Annotated in this window: 10 protein-coding genes; 8 read left to right on the forward strand and 2 right to left on the reverse strand. The window is 33.7% G+C overall.

Annotated elements, in window-relative coordinates:
* Positions 1–3: 3 nt before the first annotated feature.
* The 4 genes from FJV36_RS01795 to FJV36_RS01810 all read left to right on the forward strand — a co-directional run bounded on the left by FJV36_RS01795 (position 4) and on the right by FJV36_RS01810 (position 5,815).
* Positions 4–1,665 carry a hypothetical protein gene (locus FJV36_RS01795; protein ID WP_158730385.1) on the forward strand — a complete coding sequence of 554 codons (1,662 nt, stop codon included), beginning with the start codon at positions 4–6 and terminating at the stop codon, positions 1,663–1,665.
* 183 nt (positions 1,666–1,848) lie between these two features.
* Positions 1,849–3,477, forward strand: coding sequence for a S8 family serine peptidase (locus tag FJV36_RS01800; protein WP_158980799.1), 1,629 nt, complete (start codon positions 1,849–1,851; stop codon positions 3,475–3,477).
* Positions 3,478–3,539: 62 nt separating this feature from the next.
* Positions 3,540–5,408 carry a M1 family metallopeptidase gene (locus tag FJV36_RS01805; protein ID WP_158980801.1) on the forward strand — a complete coding sequence of 623 codons (1,869 nt, stop codon included), beginning with the start codon at positions 3,540–3,542 and terminating at the stop codon, positions 5,406–5,408.
* A gap of 14 nt (positions 5,409–5,422) precedes the next feature.
* Positions 5,423–5,815, forward strand: coding sequence for a hypothetical protein (locus FJV36_RS01810; RefSeq protein WP_158730381.1), 393 nt, complete (start codon positions 5,423–5,425; stop codon positions 5,813–5,815).
* Positions 5,816–5,891: 76 nt separating this feature from the next.
* Here FJV36_RS01810 and FJV36_RS01815 read toward each other — a convergent pair whose 3' ends face one another.
* Positions 5,892–7,097, reverse strand: a complete 1,206-nt coding sequence (locus FJV36_RS01815) for an FAD-binding oxidoreductase (protein ID WP_158730379.1) — start codon at positions 7,095–7,097, stop codon at positions 5,892–5,894.
* 381 nt (positions 7,098–7,478) lie between these two features.
* On the opposite strand from FJV36_RS01815, the gene FJV36_RS01820 reads away from it, so the two are divergent.
* From FJV36_RS01820 to FJV36_RS01835, 4 genes are all read left to right on the forward strand, one after another.
* Positions 7,479–9,170, forward strand: coding sequence for a hypothetical protein (locus tag FJV36_RS01820; protein ID WP_158730378.1), 1,692 nt, complete (start codon positions 7,479–7,481; stop codon positions 9,168–9,170).
* 11 nt (positions 9,171–9,181) lie between these two features.
* Positions 9,182–9,859, forward strand: a complete 678-nt coding sequence (locus FJV36_RS01825) for a hypothetical protein (protein WP_158730377.1) — start codon at positions 9,182–9,184, stop codon at positions 9,857–9,859.
* A gap of 336 nt (positions 9,860–10,195) precedes the next feature.
* Complete coding sequence (locus tag FJV36_RS01830; protein ID WP_158730376.1) at positions 10,196–11,953, forward strand: hypothetical protein; 1,758 nt, start codon at positions 10,196–10,198, stop codon at positions 11,951–11,953.
* A gap of 7 nt (positions 11,954–11,960) precedes the next feature.
* Positions 11,961–12,530 carry a hypothetical protein gene (locus FJV36_RS01835; RefSeq protein ID WP_158730375.1) on the forward strand — a complete coding sequence of 190 codons (570 nt, stop codon included), beginning with the start codon at positions 11,961–11,963 and terminating at the stop codon, positions 12,528–12,530.
* 148 nt (positions 12,531–12,678) lie between these two features.
* Here the strand turns inward: FJV36_RS01835 and FJV36_RS01840 are convergent, their stop codons facing one another.
* Positions 12,679–13,617, reverse strand: coding sequence for an L-threonine 3-dehydrogenase (locus tag FJV36_RS01840; RefSeq protein ID WP_158730373.1), 939 nt, complete (start codon positions 13,615–13,617; stop codon positions 12,679–12,681).
* Positions 13,618–13,784: the final 167 nt, after the last annotated feature.

Consider the following 13,784-nt stretch of genomic DNA (forward strand, 5'->3'; position numbering starts at 1 on the left):
CGAATGAAAAAAATTACACAATTAGCATTAATAGGTGCCTTTACAATACTAAGTTGTAATGCTTACAGCCAGTTTTCACTAGGCAAAATGATCAGTAAAGTGGAGGGCTCTGGAACGCCAGCAGGTCAAGATGAAGAAAGAAAAAATACTTTGAATTTAAGAGGTCCTGAGGCTCCTGTTGACAAACAATACGGAAACTACAAAACCTATGAAATTAAACTAGATTTATCAACAGGTATTGAAGACAGCTTTGCATTTAGAAAAATTCCATATTCAAGTGAAAAAATAAATAACATTTTCTTTATTTCAGGCTTGAAAAAAACCAATGATGGAGAATTTAAAATTAAATATACAGTTTCAAGATTTGAGTCTATCAATGACGAAGATTATGTGCAGTCGTATTATCAAAAATCTCCTGCATATTATATAGGAATGGAGTCTAACCTTGAGATCATGGATAAAACTGGCAAGGTTATTTACAAAAGATATACAACGCCAAAAGTTAACATGTTTGTAACTGATCCAACCTATAGTTATGAAGCTTTAGTGACTCGAATTTTAACTACAAATTTCTATTCGATGTTACAAGAGTTTGAAGGTTTTTACTTGTATGGTCCTGAAGTTTCGGGTTTGCGTTATTTTGATATTGAAAAGAAAAAGAAATCAAAATCAACTTTTAATCCAGATGAGTTCAATCAATCAGTTCAAGTATTACCTACTTTAGTTGATGTAGATAGAGCGGATTGGCCAAGCTTATTTGGTGAAGCTCAAAAGTATTGGAAAGAGTTTTTAGCTTTTGAAGATAAAAATGACGAGGATATACAGAAAAAAGTTCGTTTTAGTGCACATTATAATTTAGCTACAACCTATTTACTTTTAGGTCAAGTTGAGGAAGCTTCAAAATATTTAGATGGAGTAAAGGAAAACGAAAAAAGCTTTTTAGGAATACGTACGCACTATCCGTTTTTAACAAAATTAGCAACCAACATTGACGAGTATAAAAAAACTACTGAAAAAGCAACCACATTAGAGGCGATCCAAGCAGAGCCAATTTTAGCGTCATACAAAAAAGCCGCAACTGCTTTTAGATATGCTGAATTTGACGGAGAAGTTTTAGATGTAGATGGTAAAGTTTTTAAAGGTAAAGTTCGAATTATTAGTGATTATCCGGAACTAGTAGATTTTAGAACGGAGTCGCAAGTTTCAGGACTGCGTTCCTTAGTTGATGGTATTGGTTCAGATAAAAGTACAGTAAGAATTTACATTGAAGGACAGAAAAAACCAGAACGCACTAACTTGAAAAAAGTGGCGAATATCAAAGACAATGAAGGTCATTTTTATATTGGAGGTCAAACTGGTAAAGGAGTAGGTCTTACATCTGATGTGAATACAAAAAGATATTCTTTGTTTGAAGAAATTAAAAAAGGAGAAAAAATATCTGTATTTCATGAGTTTTTCCCTCAAGATGCATACGTTTTGAAAAAACGAATTCAAGATGAATTTTTCAGTCCATCTGTTTTAATTGGTAGAAAAAAAGAATTAAGAGAATATTTTTCAGATTGTCCTAAAATGATTGAGAACATCAATAATGGACTTTATAATTTTGAAAATAAAGAAACTTACATCAAGATGTTTGAGGATTATACAGCATTATGCGGTAATTAATAAACCAAATAAATACAAGATCAAAGCTACCTTACAAGGGTAGCTTTTTTTATTGTTTTGAATCTTATCAAATAAAAATTACATTTTTGTTTAAATTTTCTTAACATAGTGTTAATCCTTTTATTTGTGTAACAAAATCAATTATTTTAGACCAATATTTCAAAAATTAACAAAAACAAACAAATGAATACCATTAAACCCATTTACATTTCTGCTTTTGCTTTTTTAGCATTGGTAGGATGTGGAACAGCAAAACAAGTTTCAAGTGCTTCAACTTCGAATTTAGTTACCATTAGTGCACCTTTAAATGTTAAAAAGAAGGCGGCGCTTACTGAAAATGATTTAAAACGTTGGAGTCACCTGGATATAGTAACAGATACCATTCCTGGAATGAGCGTTGACAGAGCATACGCTGAATTATTGAAAGATAAAAAAGGTGTACCTGTTATTGTAGGTATTGTAGATTCGGGTGTAGATATCGAGCACGAAGATTTAAAATCAGTGCTTTGGACTAATGCCAAAGAAATAGCAGGTAACGGTATCGATGACGACAAGAATGGTTACATCGATGATATTCATGGTTGGAATTTCTTGGGAGACATTACAAAGGAGAATTTGGAATACGAGAGAATCATCAAGGATAAATCATTGGTAGATGAAAAAACATACCTAGAAGCTAAGGCTTTAAATGATAAAAAAGTTGCTGATGCAGCAATGATTAAGGCTCGCTCTACAGAAATGATTGAATCACTAGCATCAAGTGATGCCGCTGTTGCAAAACATTTAGGTAAAACGGTATATACTGCTGAAGAAGTAAAGGCAATAGACACACAGGATCAAGACTTGCTTAAAAGTAAAGCTACAATGCTACAAATGTTAGGATATGGCTTACCAGTTGCTGAACTTAAGGTAGCAGTTCAAAAACAAAGAGACGCTCAAGACGCTCTTGTTAATGGAGATAATCTTAAAACAGATTACCGTAAAGTTGTAGGAGATAACCCAAATGACATTAACGATACTAAATATGGTAACAATAATGTAATGGGGCCAGACAAAAACGAAATTTTGCACGGAACACACGTAGCAGGAATTGTAGCACAGTCTAGAAACAATAGTTTAGGTGGAGACGGAGTGGCTAACAACGTTCAAATTTTAACCGTTCGTGCTGTTCCAGACGGAGACGAGTACGACAAAGACATTGCATTAGGGATTCGTTATGCTGTTGATAATGGTGCTAAAGTAATCAACGGAAGTTTTGGAAAAAGCTTTTCACCACACAGACAATGGGTTTATGATGCTTTAAAATATGCAGAGAAAAAAGATGTATTGTTTGTTCACGCCGCAGGAAATGACGCAAAAGACATCGATTTTGCTGAGAATTTTCCAAATGACTCTGAAGATAAAGTAAAAGAGTTTGCGGATAATGTAATTACTATTGGAGCATTAAATTTTGAATACGGAGACAAAGTTGTGGCTCGTTTTTCAAACATTGGGAAACTGAATGTAGATGTTTTTGCACCAGGTGTAAAAATCTATGCGACTACTCCAAACAACGAATACCAATATTTGCAAGGTACCTCAATGGCTGCCCCAAACACTGCAGGAGTTGCAGCATTGATTCGTTCGTACTATCCAAAATTATCGGCTAAACAAGTAAAACAAATCTTAATGGAATCTGGTGTAGCTATTACGACCGATGTTATCGTTGGAGGAAAAGCAACTGACAAACGTTCGTTTTCAACATTATCAAAATCAGGTAAAATTGTAAATGCATACAACGCTTTATTAATGGCAGAGAAAATGTCAAAATAAATTATAAAAAACTTAATTTTATGGAAGGACAAATCGTCCTTCCATTTTTATTTTAACCACATATGAAAAAACTACTTTTATGCACCATCTTACTGTCTAGCTTTGGTAATTTATGGGCACAAAATTCAAATTATTGGCAACAACATGTTGACTATAAAATGGCCGTTACCATGGATGTATCAACGTATACATACAAAGGCACACAAGAATTAGTATATACCAATAACTCTCAGGATACACTTAGAAAAGTATATTACCACTTGTTTAACAATGCTTTTCAGCCAGGTAGCGAAATGGATGCACGTATCCAAAACATTAAAGATCCTGACGGAAGAATGGTTTCTAAAGTTAAAGTAGGCGACAAAGAAATTAAAGAAAGCCGTATCAAAAACTTAAAGCCTAACGAAATTGGTTTTTTACACGTAACTAATTTTAAGCAAGATGGTATTGATGCTACTGCTAAAGAAGTAGGAACTATACTTGAGGTTACTTTGGCTAAGCCAATGTTACCCAATTCAAAAACAACTTTTACACTAGATTTTGACGGTCAAGTTCCAGTGCAAATTCGTCGTTCAGGACGTAATAATGCTGAGGGAGTTGAATTGTCAATGGCACAATGGTATCCAAAACTTGCAGAATTTGATTTTGAAGGTTGGCATGCAGATCCTTATATTGCTAGAGAATTTCATGGTGTTTGGGGCGACTTTGATGTAAAAATTACTATCGATAAAAACTATGTTTTAGGTGGAACCGGTTATTTACAAAATCCAAATGAAATTGGTCATGGTTACCAAGATCAAGGCGCAGTGGTTACCATTCCTAAAAAAGCAAAAACACTAACATGGCATTTTAAAGCACCAATGGTTCATGATTTTACTTGGGCAGCTGATAAAAATTACATCCATGATATTGCCAAAGGTCCAAACAGTGTTGACATTCACTTTTTGTACAAGAACAATCCACAATATATTGAAAACTGGAAAAATTTACAGCCGTTGACTGTAAAACTGATGGAGTTTTATAACAAAACTGTGGGCGATTATCCATACAAACAATATTCGGTAATTCAAGGTGGCGATGGCGGAATGGAGTATGCCATGTGTACTTTGATTTTAGGACAAGGAAAATTTGAAGGATTGTTGGGCGTAACGGCTCACGAAATGGCGCACTCTTGGTTCCAACACGTATTGGCCTCAAACGAGTCTAAACACGGCTGGATGGATGAAGGATTTACATCTTTCTTAGAAGATTTAGGAATGAATGAAATTGCAGAGAAAAAAGCACAAAACCCATTTGCGGGTGGCTACACTGGATATTTTTCAATGGTAAATTCTGGTAAAGAATTACCTCAAGGAACACACGCCGATCGTTTTGATGAGAACAGAGTGTACAGTATTAGTTCGTACAGCAAAGGAGAACTTTTCTTGACACAATTAATCTATTTGATTGGGAAAGACAATTTGATGAAGACTTTGAAAAAGTATTATAGCGATTTCAAATTCAAGCACCCTACGCCAAATGATATTAAAAGAACTGCTGAGAGAGTTTCAGGTGCTAACTTAGATTGGTATTTAACAGATTGGACACAAACAACAAACACTATTGATTACGGAATTAAAGAAGTAACAGAAAATGATGGTCAAACCAAAGTAGTTTTAGAACGAATTGGTAGAATGCCAATGCCAATTGATTTGCTTGTAGAATATACAGATGGAACAGTAGAAAGTTTTTATGTGCCTTTACGCATGATGAGTTTTGAGAAAGAAAATCCTTATCCAGCAATTAAAAGAACGGTACTTTCTGATTGGGCTTGGGCGTATCCTACTTACGAAGTCAACATTCCAAAATCAAAATCGGGAATTAAAAGCATTACCATCGACCCGAGTAGTTTAATGGCTGATATTAAAAAAGAGAATAACGTTTTTAAATAGAACTTGATTTTTATATGAAATTCAAATACAATGAAGCAAGCGCTTCACTCGAAATTAAAGACGGTTTGAAGAACCATTTTCTTATTGTACGATTGTTACTGATTGTGACTTTTGTAAATGTACTTTTAAATCTATCGAATGCTCAGGTTGAATTTGGTTTGATGAAACTAATTTGGTTATTGATTGGTATGGCGGCTGCGGTGGGTTTGCGACATTATTTTATGAAAAAAACAGGTGCAGATACAATACTTTTTGATCAAATAGCAGGAATCAAGGAGCGTGAGGTAAAAGGTATAAAAAAATATTTTCTAGAGTTGAAAAACGGAAAAATTAGAGATTTAATTGAATTACAATCTGAAGCAGAATACAAAGAATTGCAAACGCTATTTGCAAAAAAGAAAAAGTAAGTTCTTCTTTTTACGCTCCACACAAAAGCCCAAATAAACTATGGTTTACTTGGGCTTTTTGTTATTAGGAAACGAATTATCGTCTGAATTTGAAGGTATCTGCGAGGGGATGTTTTTTGTTTTGTAGCATATCAGCAACAAGTTCCATTCCGATGACAGAAAAGGTGATTCCGTTACCTCCAAAACCGAGCACAAAATAAGCGCCCGGAAAATTTGGATGTTCTCCTATGTAGGGCAATCCGTCTTTGGTTTCACCAAAAGTACCTGCCCAAACAAAATCTGTTCTGAAATCATAATCAGGTAAAATTTTCTTTAGATATGTAGTCAATTTATCGGACTTGTCATTGAGTAAGGAATCTCTTTTTGCAGCGTCTACAAAATCTTCATCTTCACCGCCAATAAGCAATCGATTATCATCTGTGGTTCGCATATACATGTAAGGTTTCGCTGTGTTCCAAAACAGCGTGTCGTTAAGATGCGATTGATCGTCTTCAAAACGTTCGCGCACAATGGCATAAGTAGAAAGTAATTTTACAAACTTGTCTTTAATGATTTCAGTACTTTCAAAACCGTTGCAGTAGAGTATTTTTTTAGCATTAATAGTAGTACCATGTTCTGTTAAAACGGTTACGCCATTTTGTGTGTAGGTAATTTTTTTAATGTCAGTTTTATCAAAAACCTGCAATCCTTTTTTATGATTGTACGCTAAAATATCATGTGCTAATTGGAAAGCATCTATACTCCCGCCTTGTTCAGACAAGATGCCGCCATGCGAATGTTTGATTTTAAATTTTTTATCAATTTCTTCGGCTTCTAGCCATTTTACAGGTATTCCAATTTTTTTTCGCGCTTCGAATTCTTTTTTTAACCAGACAACATCTTTCTTTAAAGCGGCAAAATAAAGAGATTCTTTTTTCTTGAAACCACAAGCTGATTTTACTTGTTGCACGATTTTCTTCAAATCATCAATTGATTTGTAACACGCCCAATAACTGTCAACGGCAGCTTTTTCACCAATCAAATCAATAAGTTGATACAACGGCACGTCAATCTCATATTGTAACATGGATGTTGTAGCCGATGTGCTTCCGTGACCAATTTCTCTGCGATCAATAAGCACGGTTTTGTAACCATCCGCTATACATTGATGCGCAATTAGACTGCCAGTTATTCCACCTCCCACAATAAGAACATCTGTGTCCAAATTTTCTCTTACTGAGGGATAGGAATTGATGATTCCATTTTTTACCAACCAAAAAGGTTCACTTGATTTTAGTTTCATGGCGTTTTAGCTTTTATCAAATGTAATGATATTGAGGATGCTACATTTATTTTTTAAAGTTATAATGTTACATAATTATAAGATGATTTCTATTGTGTTTTTTATGATTGAATTAGTCTAAATTTCTAGTAATAGGCTTAAGATCAATTTTTTTTCTTTTATTTTCCAACACCAGCAACCAATGAAAACAGTTTAAATCAAGATTCAAAATCTCAAAAAACCGTAAAACTTTAACATAAAAACCGTAATTCAGGGTAAAAAGAAAAACTTACATTTGGGAAAAGATGCAGTAGTGATTTTAATAAATTTCAAAAAAGTATGACGATACTTTTTTAATTTTCTTAAAACTACGGCATATAACTTACCCTAGATTTAAAAAATTTGAAAACAACCAAACAAACAATTAGACAATATCTATCTATTGTAGTAGTAGTATTGATCTCGATTATTATGAGTAATTGTCAAGCAGAAGAAGAACAGACTCAAGAACAAGACACTGCAACTACTTTAATTTATAAAGAGCAAATAACCGCATTTTTAGGTACTTTGAAACTTGGTGGCGATAAGAGTCAAAATGCTAAGATAGATGCTTTGTTGCAGGTTTTAGAAAGTGCATCTATAAGCACTGTTGATTTAAAATCAACAGAGAAATTGATAATTGTAAACACTAGTAGCTTAAAAGGCCTTGAGACAAATAACGCGGTACGACTTATTTTTGTACAGTATCAAAATAAGATATTTAAATCCAATATAGTTACCTTCAATAATACTGTGGCTCCTACTAATTATGATGCACTGCTACAAGCCATTTTTGATCGTAAAGCTAATAAGCTTAATTATACGGGCACTATAAAATTTCATAATCCGTATCAAGTAGGATTTTTAGAACTTAATTACCAGCAAGGCGAGCTGCTGTGGCAGGGAGCAATAAGAAACAAAACCATGCCCAAAGCTAACCAAAAATCAAGCGGCTGTACTGATTGGTACTGGGTAACTACGTGGTCTGACGGACATCAAACATCGAGATATTTATACACTACTTGTGATGGAGGAGGATGGGAATGTCAAGCCTATCGTATGAGCGGGACACAATGCGGCGGTGGAGGCGGTGGCGGTGACGACACTAGTACAAGTGTACCTCAATATCCATCTAATCCTACAGACACAGAATTATTCACTTATATTGACCACAAAGGTAGAATTATAACAGAGAGATATAATGCCAAAACAAAATCATGGGATTTTTTCTCAACAAGCTTGAGCGAAGTAGTAGTTTATAACAACTATGAAGAGTATTACTTTTTGATCATTCAATGGCCTAAAAACCAGCAAAAGGTAGTTAAAGACGGTATTGTCTACACCTATGACGCTGGTTCTGCAAGTTGGGGAGGAGAAATTGAAGGAGATTTTGAAGATAAAATTGATGATAGTGAGTTGGATGATTGTACAAAAGAAATTATGGATAAGATAAATCAGGATACCAATAATGATATTGTTAAAATCTTAGAAAAATTTGGAACAAGTGAATACAATGTTAAATTACAAATGGGTCCCACTGCATTGAATAATTATGCTGAGACTAAAGTTATTTCAAAAAATAATTATTCTATTACAGTTTCTAATAATTCATTTTCAGATGCAACAAAATTATATAGGGCTACTGGTTTATTACACGAAATGGTTCATGCTTATATGTTAAGTATTGTAGATGATTACAAAATTTATCCTACTAACGCTCCTTTCAATGGTTTTCCAGAGTTATTTAAATTATATGTCCAAAAAACAGGATCAGGTAATACTTTAGCCGCTCAACATGAAGACATGGCAAATAAATATGTTAATGCAATAGCATCTGCATTAGAAAAATACCATTTAGGAAATACATCAGGACCTGTCTCACTTGCAGACAAGCAGGTTTTTGCAGACTTGGCATGGAGTGGTTTAGACGGAACTGAAATTTTTAATAAAAAATATCCCAAAGGGAGTGAAGAAAGGAAGCGAATAACAAATAGATTAGTTGCAGAGACAATAGGAATATATTCATCAAATGCCATTGGCAAACCTTGTAATTAAATAATACAGTTATGAAAAAAATCTATTTTATTATCAGTCCTATTCTTCTACTAACTATCAGTTGTAGTGTAAAAAGTAATATAAAAAGTGTGGCAATCAAAGCAAATGTTGTTATCAGTAACGATACTTTGAATGATAAATACGAAGTTTTGAATGATTTTTTAAGGACAAGAATTGATGATAAATCTAAAAATTTTGTGATTTTCAGTGAAAAAATCAATACCAATACTACTTTAAAGTGGCTGCTTCATAATGAAATATATGCAATTGATTCCATTACTTTAGAAATTAAAAACAAAGATTCGGAATTTTTTAGAGATTCTGAATGGGAAATAGCACGAGAAAAGTACAGTAAAAAATTTACGCCAATCGAAATAAAGAACAAAACTTATAATCGTGGTTCTTGCTGTTGGTTACCAGAAAATTTTAATTATAAAAATCTAATATTTGAAGAGCTAGACATTGGTTCAACTGCATACATAAAAAAATACCTCATGCAAAATGAAGACTATGAGTATTATAGTTTTTCTGATCCTATTTTTTATATGAATAATAGGTATCTCGTGTTTTCATTTACTCAAGGTTCTGTAAGAACGATAACTAGTCATTCTTCAAATCTCGTTATTTACAAGAAACAAAATGGTAAATGGATTCAAACTCATATTGGTAATCCTGACTTTGTGAGTTGAGAAAATATAAGATTAAAAAATTCAATCATATGTGCCGCAAAACTTCTATTTTGCGGCATTTTTTTATGATTGAATTAGTCTAAATTTCTAGTAATAGGCTTAAAATCACTTTTTTTCTTTTCTAACACCAGCAACCAATGAAAACAGTTTAAATCAAGATTCAAAATCTCAAAAAACCGTAAAACTTTAACATAAAAACCGTAATTCAGGGTAAAAAGAAAAACTTACATTTGGGAAATGATGCAGTGGTGATTTAATAAATTTCATAAAAGTATGACAATACTTTTTTAATTTTCTTAAAACTACGGCATATAACTAACCCTAAATTTAAAAAAAATGAAAATAACCAAACAAACAATTAGACAATATCTATCTATTGTAGTAGTAGTATTGATCTCGATTATTATGAGTAATTGTCAAGCAGAAGAAGAACAGACTCAAGAAAAAGACACTGCAACTACTTTAATTTATAAAGAGCAAATAACCGCATTTTTAGGTACTTTGAAACTTGGTGGCGATAAGAGTCAAAATGCTAAGATAGATGCTTTGTTGCAGGTTTTAGAAAGTGCATCTATAAGCACTGTTGATTTAAAATCAACAGAGAAATTGATAATTGTAAACACTAGTAGCTTAAAAGGCCTTGAGACAAATAACGCGGTACGACTTATTTTTGTACAGTATCAAAATAAGATATTTAAATCCAATATAGTTACCTTCAATAATACTGTGGCTCCTACTAATTATGATGCACTGCTACAAGCCATTTTTGATCGTAAAGCTAATAAGCTTAATTATACGGGCACTATAAAATTTCATAATCCGTATCAAGTAGGATTTTTAGAACTTAATTACCAGCAAGGCGAGCTGCTGTGGCAGGGAGCAATAAGAAACAAAACCATGCCCAAAGCTAACCAAAAATCAAGCGGCTGTACTGATTGGTACTGGGTAACTACGTGGTCTGACGGAAGTCGAACAGAGAGATATTTATACACCACTTGTGATGGAGGAGGATGGGAATGTCAAGCCTATCGTATGAGCGGGACACAATGCGGCGGTGGAGGCGGTGGCGGTGACGACACCAGTACAAGTGTACCTCAATATCCATCTAATCCTACAGACACAGAATTATTCACTTATATTGACCACAAAGGTAGAATTATAACAGAGAGATATAATGCCAAAACAAGATCATGGGATTTTTTCTCAACAAGCTTGAGTGAAGTAGTGGTTTACAACAACTATGAAGAGTATTACTTTTTGATTATTCAATGGCCTAAAAACCAGCACAAGGTAGTTAAAGACGGTATTGTCTACACCTATGACGCTGGTTCTGCAAGTTGGGGAGGTCAAAGTGAAGAGGCAATAGCAGATACTATTGAGGACAATATTGATGATAGTAAGTTGGATCCTTGCTCAAAAGCAGTTATGGATAAATTAAAGTTAAGTTCTGAAAATGATATTTCTAAAATGATTAATCGTTTTAATCCTGCAAGTTCTGTTTTTAATATTTTTTTAAAATTGGGAGTTACAAATCCTAATAATTTTGCAGAGACATCACCAGCAGGTAATTCAAAATTTGATATAAACATTGTACTTAACCAAGATTATATTTATGGTACGCATTTTAATTCAAGACCAACAAATTTATCAATAGCAACTACTTTGACACATGAAATAATTCATGCATATTTAGTTTCTATTCAAAATGAATTTGATAGTGGTTGTGGTACTACTATTTGTGACTTCCCTTCTTTATTTGATGCGTTTATTGCGTATAAATCATCAAAGGATCCTACAATTCTTCAAGATGAACATGAGGAATTAATTGCAACCAAGTATGTAGATGCAATAGCAGAGACAGTTCAAGAATTTCATACGGGTATACGTGTTGAAAAGGGAATGGCGTCAGAAGTTTATAGAGACTTAGCTTTAAGTGGTTTATATAATACTAAGTATTTTACAAAAACATATCCTGATGACCAAAACGATGTTAATTATGCTGCGAGACAAAGAATTATAAAAAGGGTGCATGCTGAACGTATTGGTCAGAATGTTGGTGAGATTATTATAGTAGGCAATTCTTGTAATAAATAATTATCATATGAAACACTTAAAGCAATTTATGTTATTGTTCGTGTTCGTATTTTTGTCGTGCAAAGGTTTAAAATCTTCAAAACAATATGAGCCAATCAAAACATACTTAATATCACAACAATTAAACAAGACATACATTCTTCAACAAGAAAAAATTAGCAACAAACAAGTTCTTCGTATTTTTAATGGGAGTGAAGGTTTAAATCATGTACTGCCGCAAACAGATACTCATGCGTATTTTAATTTAAAGCACTGGAAAAAAATGTATCTGGAATATAAAAATGACACATTACCGCAGGAATGGAAAAAAAGTGATTTCAATGATTTCAAGTTTTTATATGAAAGTAAGAAAGCGCTCTTTGGTGAAGCATTTACCCAAAAAATAGCAATGGGAACAGGCAACAAGGAAATAATTTTTCTTTCTGAACCACTTTATTATTGGAATAAAAAGTATGTTTTGTTTTATTACCAAAAAGCATTTCTTTTTGGAGGCGGAAGTGCAAGAATTGTAATTATGAAAAGGGAGAAAAATCATTGGAAAGTTGAAAAGGAAATAGGTGATTACATTTATAATTAGTCTTAAATACCTTTAAGTCTTCGACTTGAACGAACGTCCCGCTCGTGATGATAGCCCTGAGTAGTCCTAAAATAGGTTGACAAGTTTTACAAATGAAAAAACGCCGCAAAATTGATGTTTTGCGGCGTTTTGTTTATGTTCAAAAAGTTTACTTCAAATGCTCCAGCATATCCACTGTCATGGTTGCTAAATCAAACTCATGATTCCAGTTCCAGTCTTCGCGAGCGCTGCTGTCATCTATGCTGGCGGGCCAGCTGTCGGCAATTTTCTGACGGAAATCCGGTTCGTATGTAATCGTAAATTCAGGAATGTGTTTCTGGATTTCGGCAGCAATTTCTGTTGGCGTAAAGCTCATAGCGGCCAAATTGTATGAGGAACGAATTTTAATTTGCTCAACGGGTGCTTGCATGATTTTAATGGTTGCAGCAATAGCATCGTCCATATACATCATTGGCATTTTAGTTTCTGAGGATAAAAAACACTCGTATTTTTTGTCGGCTAGTGCTTTGTGATAAATATCTACAGCATAATCTGTAGTTCCGCCACCAGGAGGCGATGACCAGCTGATTAAACCAGGATAACGAATGCTGCGTACATCTACACCAAAGATATTGTGGTAATACTCACACCATCTTTCGCCCGCTTGTTTACTGATTCCATATACCGTTGATGGCTCCATGATGGTGTACTGTGGCGTGCTTTCTTTCGGGGTTGTTGGTCCAAAAACCGCAATACTTGATGGCCAAAATATCTTTTTTATTTTTCCGGCTTTCGCCAAATTCAAAACATGAAATAAGGAGTTCATATTCAAGTCCCATGCAAATGCTGGATTTTTCTCGGCTGTTGCCGATAAAAGTGCCGCCATTAAATACACATCGGTAATTTGATGTACTTCAACTAAATGCTCAATCTGATTAAAATCTAACGCATTTACTACTTCAAATGGACCCGAATTTACGACATCAATATTTAATTTACGGATATCAGAGGCTATAACATTTTCTGTTCCGTAAATTGCGCGTAACTTTTGCGTAAGCTCAGTACCTATTTGGCCACAAGCGCCTATAATTAATATTTTTGTACTCATGTTTTTTAAGTTTTGTTAAGCAAAGATAACGTTTTCGAAAATATCAAAAAATTATTATAATCTTTATAAAAACATATAAAAATTAGTAATGTGCTATTTCTTACTGCTAATTGTTTGTTTTTTTATTGCTAAAATACAATATATAGGTACTAGATTGTTATTCGATT

The sequence above is a fragment of the Flavobacterium sp. I-STPP5a genome (genome assembly GCF_009764685.1).
Classification (GTDB): Bacteria; Bacteroidota; Bacteroidia; order Flavobacteriales; family Flavobacteriaceae; genus Flavobacterium.